The sequence below is a fragment of the Pseudomonas sp. FP818 genome (genome assembly GCF_030687335.1).
Classification (GTDB): domain Bacteria; phylum Pseudomonadota; class Gammaproteobacteria; order Pseudomonadales; family Pseudomonadaceae; genus Aquipseudomonas; species Aquipseudomonas shahriarae.
The window spans coordinates 3,688,534-3,710,723 of sequence record NZ_CP117427.1; the positions used below are offsets into that span (position 1 = coordinate 3,688,534).

Genomic DNA, 22,190 nt, shown 5'->3' on the forward strand with positions numbered 1-22,190 from the left:
AGGTCACTCCCACGTTACAACATCGACATGCCAACAAGCCTGGCGCGTTGTGCGCGCCAGGCTATTCACCGCTCTGGCATAGCGCGCAGCGCTTGGCACTGCGCACCGCACCCACCTGGGCCTTACAGTGCGCCCGCTTCCTTGTAGAAACGCTCGGCGCCCGGATGCAGTGGGATAGGCAGGCCCTTGGCCGCGCCCTGCAACTTGATATCTTTGGCCGCCGAGTGGGCGTTACCCAGACGATCGAGGTTGTCGAACATGAGCTTGGTCATCTGGTAGGCCACCTCATCGGTCACGCCGTCATGGCTGACCAGGATGTTGGTGATGGCCACAGTCGCTACATCGCTGTCCTGACCGTCATAAGTGCCCGCCGGGATCACCGCGCCCTGGTAGGCAGCGTTATCGATCTTCGCCGTGATATCCGCCGGGATGGCAACGAAGGTTATCGGCAGGGTCGCGGCCAGGTCGCGGATCGCCGCCATGCCCAGGCCCGAGGACTGCAGGGTGGCATCCAACTGGCGGTTCTTGATTAACTCGACCGACTCGGCGTACGGCAGAAACTCGACCTTGCCCATGTCTTCATAGCTCAGGCCAGCAGCCTTGAAGATGGCGCGGGCGTTCAGCTCGGTACCGGATTTCGGCGCGCCGACGGAGATACGCTTGTTTTTCAGATCTTCCAGGGTGGTGATGCCAGACTCCTTGCTGGCGACGATCTGGATGTAGTTGGGGTAGGTGCCGGCAATCGCCCGCAGTTTTTTCAAGGGAGCCTTGAAGCCGGCGTCTTGCACGCCATTCCAGGCATCGGCGACCGAGTCACCGAGGGCAAAGGCCAGCTCGCCGCGACCGGCTTGCAGCAGGTTGAGGTTTTCCACCGACGCCTTGGTGGCCTGCACCGAGGTCTTCGATCCGTCTATACCGTTGCTGTACAGCTGTGACAACGCCACCCCAATCGGGTAGTACACGCCGCTGGTGCCACCGGTCAGGACGTTGATAAAGGTTGGGGCGGCGAGTGCCGAGGAACTGGCGACAAGGGCTGCGGCAGCAGCAAACAGGCTCAAGCGTTTGGTCATTTGCATAGATTCACCTTTTATCCTTCTTATTAGGTACCGAGCAGCCGCGTGACCGGCTGACGAGCCCTATGGTAGCTGCCGCGCGCGAAACAGAGAAAATCCTGGTGCCTTTAACCTGTTCCACACGGCCTGCGTGGTGGCTGTTATAAGCGAATTTACGCGAGCCAGGTTCTGTAAGAAAAGTCTTGTTGCAAATCGGCACCCGTATCCACCGGTCAGGTGTGGCGCCGGGGCAGTTCGATCAACACTTTGAGCCCGCCCAGTGGGCTCTCTTGCAACCGCAATGTACCGCCCCATACATCGACAATGTCCCGCACGATGCCCAGCCCCAGGCCATGGCCATCGGTCTGTTCATCCAGGCGGGTGCCACGACTGAAAACCTGGTCGCGCTGGGCCTCGGGAATACCCGGGCCGTCATCTTCGACGATCAGTTGAAAACACTCCGGGGTCTGCTCAATGCTCAAACGCACTTCGGCATCCGCCCATTTGCAGGCGTTGTCCAGCAGGTTGCCCAAGAGCTCCAGCAAGTCTTCGCGGTCCCAGGGCAGTTGCAGGCCGGGGCGAACCTGGTAGCTCAACTCCAGGTGTTCGCCGTGGATCATGTTCAGGGTCGCCAGCAAGCCCGGCAGTTCGCTGTCGCAGTCGAACAGCGCGCCGGGCAGGGTTTCACCGGCCAGACGCGCGCGGTTGAGTTCGCGGTTGAGCCGTTGCTGCACCTGCTGCAACTGCTCGCGCAACAACTTGGCCAATTGTGGCTGGTCCTTGAGCTGCTCGCTGGAAGCCACGCTCAACAATACCGCCAGCGGGGTCTTCAAGGCATGGCCGAGGTTACCCAGGGCGTTGCGCGAGCGTTTGAGGCTGTCTTCGGTATGGGCCAACAGGTGGTTGATCTGCGCCACCAGCGGCTCCAGCTCCACCGGCACCTGGGTATCCAGTTGCGAGCGCTGGCCTTGTTGCAGCTGTGCAATCTGCTCGCGCGCAGTTTCCAGCGGGCGCAGGGCCCGGCGTACGGTGACCCGTTGCAGGATCAGGATCAGCAGCAGCGCCGCCAGCCCGAGGACCAGGCCGACCTGGCGCATCAGGCGAAAACTTTCCCGCACGGGCGTGTAGTCTTGAGCCACGCTGATGGAAATCGACTGGCCAAAACGCTTGTAGTCCGATCGCAGGACCAGCAGTTGCTGGCCTTCCGGGCCCAATTGCAGGTTGCCCTTCAGGCCGGCCTGGGGCAGTTGCGGCAGTTCCTGGTCCCACAATGAACGGGAGCGCCAGTGGTTGTCGCTGAAGTCGATACGGAAATAATGCCCGGAAAACGGCCGTTGATAGGCCGGTGACAAGCGCTGTTCATCCAGTTGCACGCCGCCGGGCCCACGCACCAGGGCCACCAGCAGGTTTTCGCTGTCGTTGCGCAGACCCGCTTCCAGGTAGCGCTGCAGACCCACTTCGAACAGCCACAGGCTGGTCTGCGCCAGCACCAGGCCGACGATCACCATCACGCTGATCAGCCCCAGGCTCAGCCGCCGCTGGATCGACCTCACGCGGGGCTGGCGCCAAAGCGATAACCCTGGCCACGCCGGGTTTCAATCACGCTGCGCCCGAGCTTGCGCCGCAGATGGTTGACGTGGACCTCGAGGACATTGGAGTCGCGCTCGGTCTCGCCGTCATACAGGTGCTCGGCCAGATGGCTTTTGGAAAGGATTTGTTCGGGATGCAGCATGAAGTAGCGCAGCAGGCGAAACTCGGCAGCGGTCAGTTGCACCTCGGCACCGTCGCGCATCACGCACTGACGGCCTTCATCCAGGTGCAAGCCCGCCGCCTGCAAGGTCGGCTGATTGGCCTGGCCATGGGAACGGCGCAGCAAGGCCTGGATGCGCAGGTACAACTCCTCGGGGTGGAACGGCTTGCTCAGGTAATCGTCGGCCCCGGCCTTGAGCCCTGCGATGCGCTCGGCCCAGGAATCGCGGGCGGTGAGGATCAACACCGGGGTCGCCAGCGCGGCGGCGCGCCACTGGCTCAGCACCTCAAGCCCCGGCAAGCCAGGCAGGCCCAGATCGAGGATGATCAGGTCATACGGCTCGCTGCGCCCCTGATACACCGCATCGCGACCGTCCGCCAGCCAATCCACGGCATAGCCCTGGGCTTTCAGCCCGGCCATCAGTTCATCAGCCAACGGTACGTGGTCTTCCACCAGAAGCAGGCGCATCAGTCATCTTCCTCGTCTTCAAGCAGCGCGCCGGTGGTCGCGTCCAGTTTGATTTCCCGGACCACGCCATCGGTGGTCACCAGCTCCACCTCATAGACGTAACTGCCGTGTTTGCTCTCAAGCTCAGCCTCCAGCAACCTGGCACCGGGATGCCGGGCCATGGCCTGCAGCAGCAGTTGCTCCAGGGACAGGATCACCCCTTGCTGACGCAATTCCAGGGCTTCATCCTGGTTGAGGTCCCGGGCAGCCACCACCGAGCAAAAGGCCAGGAGCACCAGCGCCAGTCGACTGCCGGTGCGTAGATTTACCTTCATTACGTATCCTGATGATCCTTGAGGACTTGCCCGGTGACAGCGTCCAATTCCACATCCCACTCGACGCCCTGGGCATCGCGCAGGTCAACCTGGTAAATATACTTGCCGTATTCCTGCTCCAGCTCGGTTTCATGCACCGTGCCACCTGGGTGCTTGGCCAGGGCGGCGGCATTGAGCTTCTCGAAAGACTGGATGGTACCAGCGTCACGCAATTTCAGCGCTTCATCCGGCCCCAGGTCCCGCGCCTGGGCCAGGCCGCTGGTGAGGGCGATGATACTGGCGGTGATAATTGTGAGGGTTTTCATGATCGTTCTCCATTTCAGGATGTTTTGCCTACGGCCCCCACAGTACGGGTCGCAACTTAACTGAAACTGAATTGCCACCATGGCAATTGTCCCACAACACCTTGCCAGGCTCCGGGGAATATTTCCTATACTGCCCGGCTCGCCTGCACAGAGATCGGTATGACGGCCATTCACATCAAGTTCCCCGCCCTGACGCTCAAGGCTGGCCAACGCGCTTTTGCACGCATTCGCGAACAAGGCCTCCAGCCTGCCGATGTGGGGATTCTGCCCGGCGCGGCCGGTGGTCCCAAGGCCCTGGGCATTCAGGGTCTGGACTTGGCGCTGTTCGGTGACTGGCTGGCGCGTGCCCCCCGCGAGCGTGCGCTGATCGGCGCATCGATCGGTTCCTGGCGCTTTGCCAGTGCCTGCCTGCCGGATCCGGTACAGGGCCTGCTCGACCTCGGGCGCCTGTATAACGAGCAACGCTTTGCCAAGGGCGTGACCATGGCCGAGGTCAGCCAGAGCTGCCAGCGCATGCTCGACGACCTGCTGGCCGGGCGCGATGCGTCGCTATTGGATAACCCGCACTATCGTCTGAATATAGTCGTGGTCAAAAGCCATGGCCTGTTGGCCGACGATCACCGTGGGCGCCTGGGCCTGGGCCTGTCCTCGGTGATCGCCGATAACCTGCGCGGCCGTGCACGGCTGTCCCGGCATTTTGAACGGCTGATCATCCACGACCCGCGCCAGGCGCCGCCACTGCACCCGCTCACGGATTTCCCTTCGCGCTTTCTCGCCCTGGAACCGGGCAACCTGCGCCAGGCCCTGCTGGCGTCCGGCTCGATCCCCATGGTGATGCAAGGCGTACGCGACTTGCCGGGCGCCGGTGCCGGCACCTATCGCGATGGTGGCCTGCTGGACTACCACCTCGACCTGCCCTACCACGGCGATGACATTGTGCTGTACCCGCACTTCACTGATCGAGTCATCCCCGGCTGGTTCGACAAGAGTCTGCCGTGGCGGCGCAGTAGCCCACAGGGTCTGCAGGATGTGTTGCTGGTGGCCCCCTCACGGGACTACCTGGCCCGCCTGCCCCACGGAAAATTGCCGGATCGCAGCGACTTCAAGCGCTTTATGGGGGATGACGCGCGACGCAACCAGTACTGGCAAACCGCGATGAGTGAAAGCCAGCGGCTGGGCGATGAGTTCCTTGAACTGGCCGATAGTGGCCAGCTGGGTGAGCGCTTGATTGCGCTCTGAGCCACCAGGCCTTATTTTTCCGCAAATTGGCGTAGCGCCCGGCGAGCGTACGTTCACCCTTACCGTGGGTGTATCATCCGGCGCTATGTATGCGATCATACAAGGCATCTTTCTGTGTGCATTCTCATTAACAGTGGCCGAATCAAAAGTTATCGACGATGAAAACAAAAGCATCATCTAACCCATGACAATCATCATTCGATTGGACGTCATGATGGCGAAGAAGAAGATTCGCTCCAATCAACTGGCAGATGCCATTGGGATTACCGAAGCCAATCTATCGCTATTGAAAAACGGAAAGATCAAAGGCGTTAAACTCGAAACCCTGAACAAGCTGTGTATCGCCCTGGATTGCCAGCCAGGCGACTTGCTGGAGTTCGAGAGCGAAGAAGCCTAGCCCTGGAATGAGCTGCCTGGCTTGCGGGCAACCCTGTAAAACACTGATAAATTCAACGCGGACCTCCCCCTTATGAAACCCATAAAGTTCCTGGGCCTCGTCACTACCGCCCTGATTACTGGTTGCAGTAACACCAGTTTCAGCCCTTCCTCGTTCAAGGTTTATGAACCAGGTACGCAGTTCGGCAACCGCCACGGCTCTTCTTTCTGGCTGGATACACCCTGCCCTAAACGTGGTTGCGATAATAATAAGTTGTTCTTCAATCCAGCCCACCAGGAAACAACTTTGGAAAGATACAACCATGCATTCTAATCGCAAAAAAATGTACAGCCTTGGCATGTTCCTGCTTCTGGCAGCAGCCCAGGCAAGCGCGCAGGACTTGCCCAACCTTTCGCTTCTCACGCGCTATGGCGTCACCGAAGATCAGTTGCCGGCAGCCCCCACCGACCTGGCACTGAGCACCGAACCGACGAAAAGTCGCTTTGAAGTGCAGCCCGAACGGCCACTGATCCGGTTGGAGAAAAACGGCAACCTGGTGTCTGAAACCACCGGCAATATCAGCATTGATAACGCCGCCGCCCAAAGCCAGGTGCAGTGTGCCCGTGCGTATGCCGAACTGGAGCGCCGAGGGTCGCAGCGCTCATTGCCGTGTGGGGATGGGGTCAAGGTCAGTACAACGTTATGGTCCCAGGAGTAACAGCGCTTTACGCACTCCGCCTGGTTGCCCGATAAAACAGGTTAGAATGCGCGCCAAGTCGGTCACCTGGGCCCATAAAGCGCTCACCCCACACTGACAATCGCACACAGCCCTAGAAACTCCTGCCTTACAGGTCATACCGTGGAAATTTTCAAAGATTCCACGGTAGACTCCCGCCTAAAACCCCTCAGTATCACTAACACCCTCCATCCCCCAGAAGCATGAAACATGCGTGTACCACTCCGTACCGCGCAATACCTTCCCATTGGCATTTTCTTAGTACATCATCCAGTACATCGGGAATATTTTTCAGAGGATGTACTAGTGGCTCTCACGGATACCGCAGCCAGGCAGGCAAAGCCAAAGGACAAGGCGTACACCCTCCCCGACACACTTGGGCTATCCCTATACGTAGCCGCCAGCGGAATAAAGAGCTGGCACTTTCGGTTCACATGGCTTGGCAAACAGGCGAGGATTTCTTTTGGGACATACCCGGACACGGGCCTGAAGGAAGCGCGCTCACGAAGAGATGAGGCGCGGGAAGATATTGCACGCGGAATTGATCCGCGTGAATCGAGGAAGGAAAAGAAGGCGGGATTGATTGAGGCAGGAAGTCGAACGTTCCGCAGGATCTACGACGAATGGCTGGCCTTCAGAAGGGGAAGTATCTCCCCAGGCACCTATCGAATTATCAGAAACCTGATGGAATTGGATGTGCTGCCGGTCTTCGGTAGCCAGCAGATCGACTCTATCAAGCGATCAGATGTGATCAGCCTGATCCGAAAGATTGAAAAGCGCGGCTCAGTCGTTACCGCGGTGAAGGCCCGGCAGCGCATGGGCCAGGTTTTCAGCTACGCCATTGCAACGGGGATCATAGAGTCGAACCCAACCGCTGAAATGCATGCGGTAACCGAAAAGGGTGCGCAGAGCAGCCACCACCCATTCCTGCCGATGAGCGAGCTACCCAAGACCATTGCGGCCATTAATCAGAACATTGCGAGCTATCAGCTCCGAGCTGCGGTAATGCTCATGATCTACACCGCTTCTCGCCCGGGCGAGGTCAGGCAGATTGAGTGGTCTGAAATCGACCTTGATGCTGCGACATGGATAACCCCTGCTCAAAAGATGAAGGCGCGCCGTGAACATGCGGTTCCGTTATCAACCCAGGCCGTGGAACTCCTGAGGGGCATGCTTCCAATATCTGGCAATCTTCGATACGTCTTCACCAATCGAAGCGACTCTACAGCACCGATCGGCATCAACTACGCCAGTAACGTCATGGGGACGTGTGGGCTTACGGGGAAGCAGTCCCCACACGGCTTCCGCCACCTATTCTCCACCGAGATGAACGGGCGCGGATACAACAGGGACTGGATTGAACGGCAGCTCGCTCACGCTGACAGCAGTTTCATACGGGACGTATACAACCATGCGGCCTATATTGAGCAGCGCCGGGAAATGATGCAGGAGTGGGCCGATCTTGTAGCGCCCACACCCTAGCACCCCATGCACGCAGTACACACGTAAGACCTTGTGAAATGGCCGTTTTTACTGGCGCTCGCTGCAATCGAACGCCCACAGTGCCCACAGTGCTTACAAGTGCGTGAGAGAGTCACGCAAAAGTCACGCACCCATTCCCCGGCGTCCTGCCGACCGAACACCAAACCAAAATCCCCTACAGCTCGTCGCCTCACATCGCACAACCTGCAAACCTCGATTACTGTATGCACATACAGCATTCGGATTGACCCACCATGAACATCGATGAAGACACCTGCGAGTGGCTGGGATGCCCCACGCCTCTCGAAATGCACAAGCACCACTGCTCTCTGCTGGAGGATGAGATCAGCACCCTCTACCACCAGTTGCGCAAGGCCCGGGCGAATGTGCACGGCCTGGTCCAACTGAGCGACGATCTGGCCACCGGCAAAGCTCAGGCGGAGGAATCGCTAAGGAAGGCGCTCGAGGAGATAGCCAGGCTGCAAGAGGAAACAACGGTGCTAGGGACCAAAGTGCGCAGCTTGTCGCTTGTTTCCAGCCAGTGCGACTACCTGTTCAGGGAGAACCAGCGTCTGCTGCAGGAGCGGAAGCAGGAGCAATTGCCCTGACATACGCCTGGCACGCCCGCAGCGAGACCAGTACCAGTCCACATCTTGTAAGCATTCTCTTACATGGCATAGGGTTGATATCTCAATTCAATTCCCCAATCTTTGATCTACCATCTGTCGCGACACGTTCTCGCTTATGCGCAAAACGTGTCGCGACAGCTGTTTGAGGCGTCTCACTGGTGTAATATCAGTGAAGATGTTGTTTGCCATGGAATGCACCGCTCAGGAGGAAAGTAATGATGAAAAACCTCATAAAGGATGGATGGGAAGATTATTGAATGGATCCAGTTGCCGTAGAGCAGCCACTCAAAATCCTAGGTGAAACAATCGGGTTTTGGGTTCAAACGGCGGTAATCCTGCTAGGGGCAGGGGCCGCCGTTCTCACAATTATTATCAATGGACGGCTTTCTCGTCAGTCTATTGCCCATAACGAAAAGCTTTCAAGGCAGAGGGCCACCATCGATTTGCTGCTCACGCAGCGAACAGATATGAACCTGATAGAGTCAAAAAAAGCTGTGGGTATGATTCACAACAATGGCGGCGATTTCACCGCTTTAGCGGCACGCGACAAGGTTCAGGATGAAGCGCGCAGCCACATCCTATCGATAATAAATAATTATGAATTTATTGCCCTTGGCATACGCGAAGGGGCGCTTGATGAAAGTATCTACAAGCGAGCAGTGTACAGCCAGGTCATGCGGGACTGGCGAGCTATGAAGGCTTTTGTCATGGAACTCAGGCGACAAAATCAAATCGATACCCTTTTTCAAGAGCTTGAATTGCTTGCGAAACGGTGGGATCAGCACAAGCTGAAATGTGATGCCTAACGCTGCAATTTAATCCCGGCCAAGTGCCGGGATTTTTCATTCCGCCTTGGGTCTGATGTCGTCATAACTCCGCTCGCAAGTCATTCCCGCTATTCTGGCTCGGTCATACGCTGCTGCCAGCTCCCCCGCTCTCTTGTCAGCCCGCTGGAACAATTCGGAGAGCACCATTGCGGCGCGGGTGGCTGACGCGCCTCGCTGGGCAGATCCGGGATCGCTGCAGGCTGTGGCGGCAAACTTACCGGCCTCGACGTGCAGCCGGCCGCCAGCAGCATCAGCGGAGCCAGCATCCACAGCTGCAGCCTTGTTCTGTTCTCGCGCATTGCTTGCCTCCTTGTTCACCGCCGACTGGCGGCGCTGTTCTTCTTGGCGGGCCTTTTCGCCTGCCGCAGTAATTGCGAGCGCCTGGTCCCGATCGATATCTGACAGCTTCTCACCATAGCGCCATTCCTGTACCTGCCAGGTGACGCCGGCGGCGCTGGCCATCAGCACCAGGATCAGCACCACCAGCCCGGCCAGTTTCTGTACGGACGTCATTACGGCACATCCTTGAAAAAGATGTGATGCCCGAGGCACAACGTCTGCTTGCCCTTCGCCGCCCAGGCCGGGGCCTTGGGCATCGTGGTTGCGTAGTAGTGGGTGGCCCCGCCGGTTGGATCCGGTACCGCGCCGGCCATCACCTGGTCAGCAGCACGCTGGGCCTGGGCGAGCTGCGCGGCCGGGATTGGCTTCGCACCGCTGAGGTAGGCGTAGTTCGGGTCGTTTTGGTTCCAGCAGCTGAACTGCCATGGCTTCAGGCACACTCCGGCGTAGCCCTCGCCCCACCAGGACTTGGCCTTGCCGTCGAACACACGGTTGCGGATGGTCCATGCCACGGCTATCTGGCCGGCCAGCCCCTCGCCACGGGCTTCACCCCAGAGCGTGCGCGCCAGGATGTCCCGGTCTTTATCGGAAGTGGTCATGCTTTTCTCCAGGCAAAAATAAACCCGCTCGATGGCGGGTGGCGGTGTACAGCTAAAGCTCAGGCGCTCACGGTCTCGGCGGCGGCTGGCAGCGGGAAGCGTTGCTTGATCGCCGCTACGGATGCCAGCCACTCTGTGTAGTCGGGCTCCAGCCCCTGGCTCAAGGCATCGTAGTCAGCTTCCAGGCGCAGCGGATCCGACTCGGAGAGGTACGCCGCCCGCCGCGAAGCCAGGGCAGCCTCCAACGCTTCGCGCTCACGCTCTTGCTGCAGCTGCTCGGCCGTCTTCATCATGCTGTAATCGATATTGCTCACTGGGGAAGCCTCACATTGCCATCAGGCGGATTGATGATGTCGGCCGGGTACAGCGCCGCTGCCGTTGCCTCGGGCCCAACCGGAAAACGAATGGTGATAATCAGCTCACCATCTACGCGGCGAACAGGTTGAGAGATCCACGTCCCGGAGATAGCCTCCATCGGAAGCGTAGCCCCTTCCGGAAGGGGCCTGAAGTCGTAACGCTCACCGTTAATTGTGAGTACGTCGCTGCGCTTTTTGATTTCAAGCGTTGCAGATGGATCAAGCGGAGAGTAAGGAGACAGTTTAATAATCATTACTTCCACCTTCCCATTGCAATGTACCCAACCATGTAAGTGTTGTTTTCCCCAGAAGTAACCTGCAACAGGCCCTGCGTACCCCCTATCCCGGTACCGGTTAACCGCTTAACAGTAATCCCATTGCCGTCAGAAACAGATGGATACTCAAGCGTCGGCACAAGCGTCGGAGTCAGAATAAAATCAGCCGGGAAGGTTGGGTAAAAATCTGCCCTGACATTTGCGATCACAGGGACAGACATCCTTGTACCAGAACAAAACATCGTGCCATCAGGAAACTTGACGAACGTACCGTTGGCATTAGTCCCCCACGCAATGGGATCAGAAATACCAAGTACAGCCTTGGCCCCCGCAAGACTGTTAGCGCCCGTGCCGCCCTTCGATAATGGAAGAGCCCCAGGGAGGGCGCCGCCTTCGTCAGCACCAAGCGCAGCATAAAGCTCTTGCGTCATATCGTTAATTTTTATGTTCGCAGAACGCGTAGTATCGCCCCCTGCACCGTTCGGCAATGCGCCGAGGTTAATTGCCTGTCTGGCCATGAGTGGGTTCTCTTGATCTAATTTAAGAAGTTGGCTTCGCAAAGACTACCGAGATGTACTGCGCGGTCGGCAGGTCTACTCCAGTAGCTTGAATCACTAGCCTGTTCCCGCCGTAATCCCAGACCGCTTGGACTACGCCCTGTCTTGATACCGTGCCCGCCATGTCCATGGCGATATTGTTTAAAAGCATGTAGTCGCCAGTGTTTAGCGGTGAAAAAGCGGACCAGCTATACCTGTAAACTCCTGGCTGTGTTTGCTCTGCCCCGAGGTAGTTCCAGGCGGATATGGTGCGAGTGAATTGCGCGCACGGCGTCCCGCTATCAAAAATAATCTTCGAGTTTGCATCCCATAGCCTTAGACCGTAATCAGCAATTGGCGAGGACTTGAATGCAGCGATAAACCACTTCCCGCTGGAATGACTTCCCTTCAGGGTGTTGAACCTAAAGGCGTGCCAGTTCCCTGGTTCGCCTTGCACCAGGCAGAATGCAAAGTAGTCATCTTGATCTGGCCTGACAAAAACAAAGGGGGCTCATCGGTTGTAATTACACTTGAAAATGCAATCCCTATCCCGCGCTTCCGCCCCATGGCCGCTATCAAGAATTACAAGTCTTGCGAATTCAAGTCAAGCGTTACTACGTTGTCGTTGTTTGTGAATGTAAGGCCATACGTCATTACCTATACCTCGTGACTATAAGTCTCTGGGTAGTTGTTCCGGTCGGCCCCGTAGTTGCTGCTGGGCTTCCGAAAAAACCCTTACATATCCCTCGTAGACTACGGCGTGAAAGCTATTGCGCTTACCTCTGCCCAGTAGTTAGGTAGGGGACCACAGGGATGCACACGCAAGAATCCTTGCTTGGCGTAACCCCGGGTATGGGTATATCAACAAAGCGCCCAGCCGTTTTTGGTACGAGCGCCGAATAAATAACCCTGACAGTAAGGATGTTTCATCCAGCTGGAGGGCTCCGTCAGCCCCCCATATCCTTATTCCATAACTCATGCGGAAAGGTCTCCCCACTGGTATCGTTTAACACCATTTTCGTCATAGACCTTGCCACCTCGGTTATTAATCACCTGCCTGGCCTGCCCACCGAATGCGCCATTAATCTCAAACGTCCCATCGAAGAACAGCTTCCAGCCACTGGTACCAGCGACGTAGTTGTTAGATTGGATGTAGTTGCCGATCTTGGCATTGGTGATGGTGCCATCTTGGATAAACGCGGCGTTAATGAACGTCTGACCGTCCGTTACGGCAAACGGAATTATGCCGCCCTGCCCAATGGCGAACATGTCCGCGTCGATAATGAACTTGGACTGTAAGCCGCCAGGGCCGTTTTCTAGGCCGAGCCCCACACCGGCATATTTATATTCACCTGTAGCCGAGGTGTACTGCAGGCGCACCGACCAACCTAACGAGACTTTGCCGTCGATTGTTTGGATAGCCTGGGTGTTTTGCGCAATCGAAGCATTGGCCCCGTCGAGATTGGTTTCTACGGTCGTAATCTGCTGGCCAAGTACCCCGTCTGCCGCTACCCGAGCAGAGGTTTCCGTTTGTATAGCGGTAGAGTTGTCCCCAACTTTCGCGCCAAGAGTAATGATTTGCTGAGCCAGGGCAGTGTCAGCAGAGACTCGCGCCGTGGTCTCGGTTGATATCGCGGCTGTGTTGGCATTTACCGAGGCTTCAACCAAGTCAGTGCGCTTGCTTTGAGCGTAATCACCCTCGGCAATCGCAGACCATACGGACCACACGCCCGCGCTGACAGTGTTGTCGCCGGCGTTGGTGGTCGTGTCGCCTGCATAGGTTGGATTGACCTGAGCGTAAACCCCATCAACCTTTTCAGATGTTGCAACCAGCTTGCCATCCACCTCGGCGATATCCAGGGTGTTCTGGTGAACCTCGCCCGCAAGCGCATTGGCCTCTTCGAGAGTTGAACCGATGTCCTTCCACGGGGCTGTCGGAGGAGAGATCCCCACAGCTACAGGCCCTTCTGCCTGATAAATCCGCTGTCCTTGGCGGACCATATCGCCTTTAACGTAGGGCTTCTCAGGGTCGTATGCCAGAGCGTCGGCGAAGTCTTGAACAGCCTGATCGATCCTCGCGTTGACGGATCCGGGGCCACTACCGTCGATCAAGTCGATTCGGTCGTTGAGCTCTTTGCTGATAGCGCTCTCGTCAACTTTCCCTTTGATCTGCTCAAGAATCGGCCCTGCATCAGAACTAGCCTGGCCCATCACGCCATTACCGATCGGATAGAACGGCCCCACGTTGCCGGTGCGATCCACCAAGCGCGCCCAGAAGAACAGGGTTGCACCCGCCAACAGCGATTGCATGCGGTAGTCAGCCTGCGGGTATGCCAGGTCGGCCAACTTGGTCGACGCCCCCAGGTCGTTCGCAGGGCCATACCAAATCTCGGTACGCTGGGTGTCTTCTGCACCTGGTGGGAAACCCCACTTGATGCTGATCCCGAACAGCTCGCTGGCTGTGGTCAGGAACGCCACTGCCGGCGGCAGGCCAACCTTGCCTTCCAGGTTGGTCAGGTTTGAGCTTTTCCAGATCGACGAGATTTCGAAGGCGCTCACCGAGCGCACGCGGGCGATGTACGCGCCCGAATAAATTCCGGTGATATCGACGCTGGTCGAACCGGTGCGCTGCACTTTGATCCAGTTGCCGCTGTCCTTGCGCCACTCCACGTCATACGCGACCGCGCCAGAAACGGCGGGCCAGGAGATGTTCATGGTGCTGATGGCAAGGCCCTGGTCGATCGCGACGTTTGACGTGATGTCGACGCTCGCTGGCGCCGGTACCACTGTTATCGGCACAACACTGATTGGGCGTTCTTCAAGTCGTGCGCCAGTGTCGATACTTGGAAACTTGCTCGGCTCGTACTGCAGCGCACTGATGTCGTAGTCTCCCTCTGGGGTACGGGCAGTCCTCATAACCCTATATAGAGGAATAGCCAGATCATCGGCGTCGATTGCCCACTGAAGCTGCGCGGCCGGCGCCTCGCTGTAGGCGACAGTCACAGTTACATTGCGGCCGCTCACGCTTTCTACGGTGCGCCCTTCTGCCCGCCCGCCCGGAAGGTTGATCACCAGTCGGTCGCCGGCCTTGGCCAGGGTGTCGCGGTCCAAGGTGATGACCTTCCCCGCCGCCGCCGCAATGCGCCCGCCTATCTCCCGGCCCGCCAACAGCGAGTCGGCCACGGGGATAATGAACCCAGGCAGCGGGATACGGCCTTCCATGCCGGTCCTGAAGCTGATGGTGCGGTCCTGGTTGTTGCTCAGCACCAGCCACTTAGCGCGGCGCTGGGCCTCAGATGCCCTAGTGCAGCCGATGGCGCTGATCTCCGTCGGCTTGTCACCCAGGCGGCGCTGGAGCGGCAGATCTGCATAGACCGTAACATCCGTATCGTAATTGTTCAGCGGGTTGTCGTAGCTGACCAGGCAGCGCGTGAATCGGGTCTTTGCGGATGCGCTGCCGTATCCGATCTTTCCGTCGATGACATTGGAGCGAGTGAATACGTAGTCGATGTCCTGCGACCGAGGCATATCAGCTTGCATGACCAACTGGCCCTGGGCCCAATACGTCATGCCGCGGTAAATGCCGGCAATGTCGCGCAGCAGGGACCATGCATCAGCCTTGCCCTGCAGGTTCATATCGCACAGGAAGCGTGGCTCAGTGCCGCCGGCGCCATCCTGCACCAACTGGTCGCAGTACTGCGCGATGCGGTAAAGCTCCCACTTGTCCACCATCCAAGGCTTGATCCGGCGGCCCAGCCCAAAACGGTCCTGGGTGCAGATGCCGTAAGTGATCCAGGCCGGGTTATTGGTCCAGGCCTCCTTCATCGTACCGTCCCAAGCTCCGGTGTACGTCCTGGCCAACGGGTCGTAATTGCTCGGTACCTGCCAGCGGCGCGCTTTGCACTTCACGGTCACGGCCGGGATATTGGTGAACTGCTCGGCGTCGAACTCGACGAACAGAAGTGCGGTGTTCGGATAGCGCAGCTTTGCGTCAATCACCTGTGTGTAGCCGGCAATGAAGAGGCTGTCCGCTACTTTGTCGGTGTTCTGCGAGTTTGGCGTGAGGCGGCGAACGCGGATCAGCCAGCCGCTGGTAGCCGGTGGCAGATCAATGCGCAGAGACCGCTCGTAGCGGGTAGTGGTCTTGCCGTCAATGGCGCCCAGCAGAACCTGCTGATATGCACCGCCATCGGTTGCCACATCGACCGCATACTCGATACGGTAGCCGTTGATGTTGTTTTCGGCGTCCTGGCTCGCAAGACGAGGTGTGGCCAGGCGGATGCGGGCGGCTGAAAGCTGAAGGTTCGTCAGTGACTGTACCCATGGCGCACCGCTGCGCAGCTCAATATTCAGCGAGGTCTCGTTGTCGACAGAGGGAATACCCGGAATGTAGGTCTGCTCGACGGAGCCCGGCCGCCAGTCCCACTTGACGTTGGTGAAGTTGAAATTGCCGCTGGCATCCTGAATAGGCGTGTTGTCGAGGTAGATGTCGCGCGCGGTGGGCGTTCCGTCGAATTCACCCTCGCCCACGGCGATCAGGATCTTGGCCACGTTGGTGGAGCGCAGGCTGTCGGGTGCCTCTACTGGCGACTTCGGCTTACTCTCGCCACCTTTGGCGCCGTGAATATCCAGCTTCTGTGCTGCGCCCATGCTTTCCTCCAGGCAATAAAAAACCGCCTCTTGGGCGGCCTGTTCACTTCGGTTCGTCTATGTCTTGTCTTCGGCGTAGATCGATGCCGAAATGATTGCGCCGCCCCATCGGCGCTCACCAATGCAGATGGGGACAGGGTTGCCGCTGGCCGTGGTGTTCTTGGCGCTGCCGAATGCGTAGCTAGGCATGTTTTCTGGCGATGCGCTCTGCTTGAGGCCCGCGGCCTGAGGGCTGAGCATCTGAATCACGCCGCCGGCCAGCAGCGCGATACCTGCAGGCGCTGTCGGTGCACCGAAGTAACTGGCCGCAATCAGCACAACGCCGAGCACAATCTGCAAAATCCCGCCGCGCTTGCTGCCTTCGATCACAGGCACAATCCTGATTTCCCTGGCCCCGCCCATGCCGAACTCATCGGCCCCGACGTTTTTACGGTTACGGAAGATGGCGAAGCGAAGGCCGAGGCGATCAAGACGGCGAATCTCGGCCTCGAATCCTTCAATGGTGGCCTTCAGTGCCCGGAAAACTTCCCAAGTGTCGCCCGAAGCAACCTGGCGCCGGTGCAGCCTGCCGAACTTTTGGGCAAGCGAGCCGGACAGCTTGATAGTGGTCATCGGCGAATAAACGATGGCGTTCATCGGGCCTCCTTGTGTCGAAGAATTAAACGGGTGCGCTGGAGCCACGGGCCACCGTAGACGAACACCTCGGACGGACGACCATACAGGTGGTGCAGGACAAACGGCCCAGGTCCGAAAATGCTGACGTCTTCGCCGGGCAGCGCCGGGTCAGTCCCCAGGTAGATACCGGCATGGTTCGGGTGAGCGGTACGGCCTACCTCCATCACGATCATGTCGCCGCGCTTCGGACTGTCGACCCGCTCAAATCCGGCGGCAGCATAGTTCGCCTCGTAGAGGCTGGTGCTGTCTGCAAGTTCCCACCAGCCATCGGCGCGCTGGAAGTCTTCAAATTCAAGCCCCCACTCCCGCTGATACCAGTCTGCGCAGACCTGCCAGCAGTCCCAGGCCCCGTGCACGAAAGGGCGCTTGAGCAGCGGCGTGCTGCCGGTAGGCGTGATCGTGCGCAGGTCTCCCTCGGGCCATGACAGAATGTGCCAGGGCAAGTCCGTGGCCTCGCACATAGCAAGGTCTCGCGATGACGGCCGACTGGTGGCGTCCGGGTGCGAGTGCACGATACCGATGACCTGACCCTGGTCTTCCGCCGCGGCGTAGTCCTCTGGGTCGAGCCGGAACTCTTCGTTTGGCTCCGTGGCGATGTTCCGGCACGGGAAGTACTTCTGCGCCCGGCCCACGGCCAGCACCAGCCCGCAGCACTCTTTCGGGTACTCGGCCGCAGCATGCGCCTGGATGGCCGCAATGATGTGTTTGCGCATATTCAGCTCCGGGCGATCAAGGAAACAGCGGGGAAACCACCGAACGAGGCGGGGTTTCCCACGCCGAAGCGTGGGTCGCAGCCCTTGCCGAGCGTGCCATCGCACTCGTCGAGTTCGGGGTCATCCGTGACAACCCCGTCTTTGGTGACGTAGGGGCCGGTGTAGCCACAGTTGGGGCCTCTGTAACCCCCCGTTAGGCACCAGTGACATAATGTCGTCATCTGGCGACCGATCGTCTCGCCGCCGACATCGCCCGGGCTGGCCAGATCCCAGGTAACCGACTCGCCGTCCTCGTTGGTTTTCTGATCGACATACCAGACCTCGATAGATTCCTGGGTGGGATCGGCCGTGGGGTTGCCACCTTCGAAGTTCACGGCGTCGAGAAACTCGGCCAGCGTGTTGCGAATGGTCAGCTTGAACTCGAGCAGATCCTCGAAGGCCAGGCATAGCGCCGTGATGCGGGCATTCACGTTGCCGACCGACAACTTGGGCCGTACCGCGGTGCCGTCACCATTCGCCTCGCTGCCCTCATACTGCATGGGCCAGGCGCCGTACTCTTCGCCCTTCCACCAAATCGACTTGGCCGGCAACTGGTCAGCATTGCCGCCGGCGGCGATCAGTTCTGCAGGCGTATGCGGTATAGCGTGGCCATGGAAGCGCAGAACATCGGCGCCGTAGTCGCTGCCGTCCAGTTCGAACAGCATGACTTCATTCCCAGGCTCAAGAGTCTGGATAGCATTGATCAGCGACATGGATTGACCTTTACGGGTGGAAGGCGCGCTCAAATGTCGCCGTCACTTTGAATACGCCCCCACCCATAGGGGTCGGGGTTGGGTTCTTGCATGTGAATAAGCCCAACTCCCCCAGCGGTGTAGTCCAGAGAAAGGCCTTTGCGCCCTTGTGGCGGTCAAAGAAGGCCATCATGGCCTTTGCTGCCGAGGTGGTGCCGGTGTGGGTTATCGGGTATGCATCTTCTTTATTGTTTGGACCATCGCCGACAACTTGCTTATAGCCCCCGCCAAAGCGTGATTCCCTGGTCCTATATTCAAATGTCGGCGCCTCCCCGTGCTGGGTGTCCCAGGTGAAAGTTTCAATCGCCATGGTTACCTCCCATTGATCAGGCGCCAGATTGAGCCACCAGGCTGCAACCCCTTGGCAATTGCAGTTTCAGCCTCGGTTTTAGCCGCCTGCTGTATGCCCTTGCCCAGCTGAGTGGTGTCTTCCTGCGTTGCGTTTCCGCCGTCGCCTGCCGTTTGCACGGATACCGAGACGGGGAAGTTGTAGGTGTTGCCACCGCCTCCACCGCCACCGCCACCTCCGAGCGCGCGCACACCCAGCTCGCCACCGGCCGTCCTGGTCAGCGGCATGATTGCCTCCGGCCCGGCTTCAGCGAAGATGCCCGCTCCCTTGGCGAACGCGAACATCTGGGGTTTGTCGTGCACCTGGTTGCTGAAGCTGGACAAGCTCGGCGAGTCGTACACGCCGCCCTTGGCGTTTGCCGTGATAGCACCACCAATGTCAGACCCGAAGCTGGTGGAGCCAGCAGCCGCTCCGCCACCGAAGTACGCGCCCAGCGCACTACCGGCCAGGCTCGACAGCAATCCGGACGCCGCCTGCCGAGTAGCGATCCGCGCCATATCGGCGATGATCGACTTGGTAAAGTCAGCAAACGAGAACTTACCGTTTGTGGCGAAGCTGGCCACCGCGTCTTCCATGGAACTGAAGGCGTTGGTGAACAGGCTGCGGGTTTGTCCTGCTACGTCGCGAGCCGAGTCCAGATAGTTGCTGAAGGCCGAAGTGGCCCCATTGCGCCAGTCACTTTGAGCCACGGACATCTGCTCATAGTTGCTGAGCGTGGTCTGAGTCAGGTCCCGCTCGCTGCGGTTGATCGCCTCAAGCTTTGACTGGTATTCCTCGGCGCTCATGTTGCGAGACGCGTCGGCCTTATCACGTGCCAGATCCAGGCGCTGCTGGTTGGCACGGTCTGAAATACCGTTCAGGTCGCCGTTGATGGCGTTCTGACGGTCTCCCTGGCCCACGCCTTGTGCCGCCCTGCTCCCTGCCCGCTGTAATGCAGCGTTCTGCTGGTCCAGCGCATCGGTGTATGACTTGATGGCCAGTTCCTGCTTCTTGAGCCGTCCCTGCTCATTGGTCGCGATCACCGCCAGCTCGCTGTCCGACTCCTGCTGAGCCTTGACCATATTGGCCCGGGCATCGGAAATCTTCTGGTCAAGCTGGATGCGCTGGGCTGCCGAAGTGCCGGCCTTGCCCTTCGCAGCCTCAAGCGCCGATATCTCGGCCTCATACGAGGACTTGACCTCTGACGCCTGCTGCTGGAGCAGTGCCACGCGCTGGGCCGTGTAGCTCTCCTGAGAGATGATCCCGGCTTTCTGCGCTGCCTCCAGTTCCTTATCGGCGCTCTTGTAGTAGCTGAGCACCGCATTGAGCTGATTCTTCGAGTCTTTGAACGAGGACAGGTCGACCGCGGTGGTCGTACCCTTCGGGTCCTTGTACTTGTCGCGGATGTTCTTCAGGTCGCGATCAATGTTCTTCTGATCAAGTAGCGGGCTGTTTGGATTCGCCTCGCGCAGGTTGGCGACTTTCCGAAGGTAGGCTTCCTCTTCCTTGTCGCGCTTCTGCTTGTTGCTGTAGGACGCAACCCGGATTCGCTCGAGCTCCCGCTCGGCCTCGATGCCCTTGTCCTGGACCTTTTGGCGGTCACCGAGGTATTTTGTACGCGTTTTCTCTGCTTCTATCTGGAGCTCAAGGAACGCAAGATCCCTGGTGTCTCTCGCAGTATCACGCGTCTCGATACCCATCGCAGCAGCCCGGCCACCCCGACCCTGTCCAGTCTTCAGCCTCTGGCGGATTACTTCGGCTTGCTGCTCCAGGCTTTGAGTACGTCCGATCTCCTTGGTGGCGTCCAGAGCGCCTTTCGCAGCGTCCCTTACTGCATTCCAGCCGCGCTCTATGATCCCCAGGTTCTGCGTTATCTCTCCGGTGCGAGTTTCGATCGTGCTGGCGTATGAGTCCGTCAGTAATTTAGCAGCACCAACTGTATCGCCTTGCTCCTTAAGCGCGACAATCTGCGAGTAAATCGACGCTGTCAAAAAGTGGTATTGATCGTTTAGTTCTTTTGCGGCGGCGACAGGGTCTTTCGCAATTTTCGCGAACTCGGCGATTGTCTCGTCAATAGCGCGCCCTGTAGCCTTTTCCATCTGCAAGGCGGCTTCGGTGATCTGGCCAAAGCTATCACTGGCGATCTTTCCGTTACCGGCGAGCTTTGCCAGCACTTCAGCGGCAGCACCTGTCGTTCCAACTGTGGCGCTGACCTGTCGGGCCATATCGCTCAGTTGACTTGCGCTCGTGCCGGCCACATTACCGCTGAGAATCAGCGCCTCATTGTAAGCATCTGCCTCTTCACTGCCCTTGTAATACGCCAGGCCTAACGCAGCCACGGCGGCTGCAGCAAGCGTAAACGGATTTATCAGGCCAAGTACGTAACCACCCAGCGCCTTCGCCGCCGGCGCAATCCCGCCGAACATATCTTTGAGCTGGCCGCCCTGCTGCAGCAGAACTGTCAGCGGCGCCTGTCCACCCTGGAGAGAGACGGCAATGTCAGTGAACTGGGCTGGCACGCCGCGCAGCGCTGCAGCGGTCTGCTTCGCCGTGTTTCCGGTCCGAGTAAGGCTGTCGTCGAATCTTCCCAGGTTCGCCCGCGACTGGTCGATCTTGCCCTGGTACTCACTGAACGTTGACGCGTCCAGCGCTCCCAGTTTTTTTTGCTTGGCCAGTTTCGTTTCAAGGTCGTCTAAGCGACCAAGAGCCTTGACCGTTGGGTCAATCTCGCCGAGCAGATCTGATAGCTCGTCCTTCTGCTTCTTCATCGAAGCAGTCGCCTTATCAGCCCCGCGCGCTAAGCCTTCGGCTGCCTTCTCCGCACGCCCCCCGGCCGCAGTAAGCTTGTCTAGATCGGTGCTTGCCTGCGCAGCATCCGTCGAATCGACCTTAATGCCGAGCTCAGCAATCGACGTCATACTTTTCTCCAGGCACAAAAAAGCCCGCTCAGTGGCGGGCTATTGGGTTCACTTAATCTATTTATTCAGCTTTGAATTCGTTTCCGCAAACTGGCAGGTAATGCTTATGTCTGTTTGCATGCCTTCCCCGAACTTGGCCACCGGCCTGGTTCCTACGCCCTCGACTACGTACTTCGAGAACCCTGCGTATCCACCGTAGCTGTTCTTGGCGTTTACTTCGCCACATACAACCGTATTGTCACGGAGGCGATAAACCTTCTCACCCCTGAACTCAGCTGACGCCGAGTCGTTTAGGTTTCGTTTCACTTCGTCCCGCGCTTTCTGCACATCGCTGTTTCCACACCCTGCCAGCGTTACGATCGCTAAAGCTGCAACCAGAATTTTCATCTCGACCACTCCTTGAGGCACTTAGAAACTGGTCGGTTGGACAGCTACCGAACCACCGCCTGCGGGTATAAAAACCCTAAATTTCTTTTGCTGGCCCTGCTTCAAAACCACTGACGTTTCCATTCGTTCGGGATTCGCTGCGCAAAGTGCTGAGCCGTCCAGAGCGGCACCTAGCAACCACTCGCCTGAAGGCACCTCGAAGACAGCCTTCTCGCCAGTGTCCAGCTTCGCCACAGGAGCACCATTGAGGAAAATCGTTGCAAAACATCCCCCACCTTGAAATCCGGTGTCTCTCGTCACAATCAACGAACCTCCACCAGGCACTGGCTTCTGGTAACCGATCACCCTTTCAGATGGCGCCTGACGCGCCTTGTCAGAAGGTACGGGTGATGTCGCACATCCCGTTATCAACGCCGCTACCAGCGCACCCAGTATTAATTTCATG

At 58.5% G+C, this 22,190-nt stretch carries 24 protein-coding genes; 6 read left to right on the forward strand and 18 right to left on the reverse strand.

The features are described from left to right. Positions 1 to 122 precede the first annotated feature (122 nt). The 5 genes from PSH80_RS16425 to PSH80_RS16445 form a co-directional block, all read right to left on the reverse strand. Positions 123 to 1,076 carry a TAXI family TRAP transporter solute-binding subunit gene (locus PSH80_RS16425; RefSeq protein WP_057439471.1) on the reverse strand — a complete coding sequence of 318 codons (954 nt, stop codon included), beginning with the start codon at positions 1,074 to 1,076 and terminating at the stop codon, positions 123 to 125. Between the two features lie 209 nt (positions 1,077 to 1,285). Then, complete coding sequence (locus tag PSH80_RS16430) at positions 1,286 to 2,605, reverse strand: sensor histidine kinase (RefSeq protein WP_057959092.1); 1,320 nt, start codon at positions 2,603 to 2,605, stop codon at positions 1,286 to 1,288. Continuing rightward, the gene (locus tag PSH80_RS16435; protein WP_057959091.1) at positions 2,602 to 3,270 is read right to left on the reverse strand and encodes a response regulator transcription factor; all 669 of its coding nucleotides are present in this window, start codon (positions 3,268 to 3,270) and stop codon (positions 2,602 to 2,604) included. The genes PSH80_RS16430 and PSH80_RS16435 overlap by 4 nt, the downstream gene beginning before the upstream one ends. After that, positions 3,270 to 3,584 carry a PepSY domain-containing protein gene (locus PSH80_RS16440; protein WP_057959090.1) on the reverse strand — a complete coding sequence of 105 codons (315 nt, stop codon included), beginning with the start codon at positions 3,582 to 3,584 and terminating at the stop codon, positions 3,270 to 3,272. The genes PSH80_RS16435 and PSH80_RS16440 overlap by 1 nt, the downstream gene beginning before the upstream one ends. Then, entirely contained in the window at positions 3,584 to 3,889 is a 306-nt protein-coding gene (locus PSH80_RS16445) for a PepSY domain-containing protein (protein WP_057439473.1), read from the reverse strand. The genes PSH80_RS16440 and PSH80_RS16445 overlap by 1 nt, the downstream gene beginning before the upstream one ends. 159 nt (positions 3,890 to 4,048) lie before the next feature. Between PSH80_RS16445 and PSH80_RS16450 the strand changes: the two genes are divergently transcribed. From PSH80_RS16450 to PSH80_RS16475, 6 genes are all read left to right on the forward strand, one after another. Then, the gene (locus PSH80_RS16450) at positions 4,049 to 5,128 is read left to right on the forward strand and encodes a patatin-like phospholipase family protein (protein WP_198830966.1); all 1,080 of its coding nucleotides are present in this window, start codon (positions 4,049 to 4,051) and stop codon (positions 5,126 to 5,128) included. A 184-nt stretch (positions 5,129 to 5,312) separates the two neighbouring features. Beyond that, entirely contained in the window at positions 5,313 to 5,525 is a 213-nt protein-coding gene (locus PSH80_RS16455) for a helix-turn-helix transcriptional regulator (protein ID WP_057439475.1), read from the forward strand. Between the two features lie 301 nt (positions 5,526 to 5,826). Next, positions 5,827 to 6,222 (forward strand): hypothetical protein, encoded by a 396-nt coding sequence (locus PSH80_RS16460; protein WP_057438507.1) that lies wholly within the window; start codon positions 5,827 to 5,829, stop codon positions 6,220 to 6,222. Between the two features lie 324 nt (positions 6,223 to 6,546). Beyond that, positions 6,547 to 7,722 carry a tyrosine-type recombinase/integrase gene (locus tag PSH80_RS16465; protein ID WP_170060802.1) on the forward strand — a complete coding sequence of 392 codons (1,176 nt, stop codon included), beginning with the start codon at positions 6,547 to 6,549 and terminating at the stop codon, positions 7,720 to 7,722. Positions 7,723 to 7,976: 254 nt separating this feature from the next. Then, positions 7,977 to 8,330, forward strand: a complete 354-nt coding sequence (locus PSH80_RS16470) for a hypothetical protein (RefSeq protein WP_169872220.1) — start codon at positions 7,977 to 7,979, stop codon at positions 8,328 to 8,330. Between the two features lie 278 nt (positions 8,331 to 8,608). After that, complete coding sequence (locus tag PSH80_RS16475) at positions 8,609 to 9,157, forward strand: DUF4760 domain-containing protein (RefSeq protein WP_170060838.1); 549 nt, start codon at positions 8,609 to 8,611, stop codon at positions 9,155 to 9,157. Between the two features lie 36 nt (positions 9,158 to 9,193). Here the strand turns inward: PSH80_RS16475 and PSH80_RS16480 are convergent, their stop codons facing one another. The 13 genes from PSH80_RS16480 to PSH80_RS16540 form a co-directional block, all read right to left on the reverse strand. Continuing rightward, positions 9,194 to 9,691 carry a DUF2514 domain-containing protein gene (locus PSH80_RS16480; RefSeq protein ID WP_305417533.1) on the reverse strand — a complete coding sequence of 166 codons (498 nt, stop codon included), beginning with the start codon at positions 9,689 to 9,691 and terminating at the stop codon, positions 9,194 to 9,196. Continuing rightward, positions 9,691 to 10,116, reverse strand: a complete 426-nt coding sequence (locus PSH80_RS16485; protein WP_305417535.1) for a cell wall hydrolase — start codon at positions 10,114 to 10,116, stop codon at positions 9,691 to 9,693. Before PSH80_RS16485 ends, PSH80_RS16480 begins: the two co-directional genes overlap by 1 nt. Before the next feature lie 59 nt (positions 10,117 to 10,175). Next, on the reverse strand, positions 10,176 to 10,430 hold the full coding sequence (locus tag PSH80_RS16490) for a hypothetical protein (protein WP_170060576.1): 255 nt from the start codon (positions 10,428 to 10,430) through the stop codon (positions 10,176 to 10,178). Further along, positions 10,427 to 10,726, reverse strand: a complete 300-nt coding sequence (locus tag PSH80_RS16495) for a hypothetical protein (RefSeq protein ID WP_305417538.1) — start codon at positions 10,724 to 10,726, stop codon at positions 10,427 to 10,429. Before PSH80_RS16495 ends, PSH80_RS16490 begins: the two co-directional genes overlap by 4 nt. After that, positions 10,726 to 11,265 carry a hypothetical protein gene (locus tag PSH80_RS16500; RefSeq protein ID WP_305417540.1) on the reverse strand — a complete coding sequence of 180 codons (540 nt, stop codon included), beginning with the start codon at positions 11,263 to 11,265 and terminating at the stop codon, positions 10,726 to 10,728. The genes PSH80_RS16495 and PSH80_RS16500 overlap by 1 nt, the downstream gene beginning before the upstream one ends. Positions 11,266 to 12,258: 993 nt before the next feature. After that, on the reverse strand, positions 12,259 to 15,933 hold the full coding sequence (locus tag PSH80_RS16505) for a phage tail protein (protein ID WP_305417542.1): 3,675 nt from the start codon (positions 15,931 to 15,933) through the stop codon (positions 12,259 to 12,261). Positions 15,934 to 15,990: 57 nt separating this feature from the next. Further along, the gene (locus tag PSH80_RS16510) at positions 15,991 to 16,569 is read right to left on the reverse strand and encodes a tail assembly protein (protein WP_181125179.1); all 579 of its coding nucleotides are present in this window, start codon (positions 16,567 to 16,569) and stop codon (positions 15,991 to 15,993) included. Then, entirely contained in the window at positions 16,566 to 17,321 is a 756-nt protein-coding gene (locus tag PSH80_RS16515) for a C40 family peptidase (RefSeq protein WP_181125180.1), read from the reverse strand. The genes PSH80_RS16510 and PSH80_RS16515 overlap by 4 nt, the downstream gene beginning before the upstream one ends. Before the next feature lie 2 nt (positions 17,322 to 17,323). Further along, entirely contained in the window at positions 17,324 to 18,073 is a 750-nt protein-coding gene (locus PSH80_RS16520; RefSeq protein WP_181125181.1) for a phage minor tail protein L, read from the reverse strand. A gap of 10 nt (positions 18,074 to 18,083) precedes the next feature. Further along, the gene (locus PSH80_RS16525) at positions 18,084 to 18,422 is read right to left on the reverse strand and encodes a phage tail protein (RefSeq protein ID WP_170045043.1); all 339 of its coding nucleotides are present in this window, start codon (positions 18,420 to 18,422) and stop codon (positions 18,084 to 18,086) included. Positions 18,423 to 18,424: 2 nt separating this feature from the next. Beyond that, on the reverse strand, positions 18,425 to 21,358 hold the full coding sequence (locus PSH80_RS16530) for a phage tail tape measure protein (protein ID WP_305417549.1): 2,934 nt from the start codon (positions 21,356 to 21,358) through the stop codon (positions 18,425 to 18,427). Positions 21,359 to 21,415: 57 nt separating this feature from the next. Beyond that, positions 21,416 to 21,745: a hypothetical protein gene (locus PSH80_RS16535; protein ID WP_198831185.1), complete on the reverse strand. Its 330-nt coding sequence runs from the start codon at positions 21,743 to 21,745 to the stop codon at positions 21,416 to 21,418. 21 nt (positions 21,746 to 21,766) lie between these two features. After that, positions 21,767 to 22,189 (reverse strand): hypothetical protein, encoded by a 423-nt coding sequence (locus PSH80_RS16540; RefSeq protein ID WP_198831184.1) that lies wholly within the window; start codon positions 22,187 to 22,189, stop codon positions 21,767 to 21,769. Between the last annotated feature and the right edge of the window lies 1 nt (position 22,190).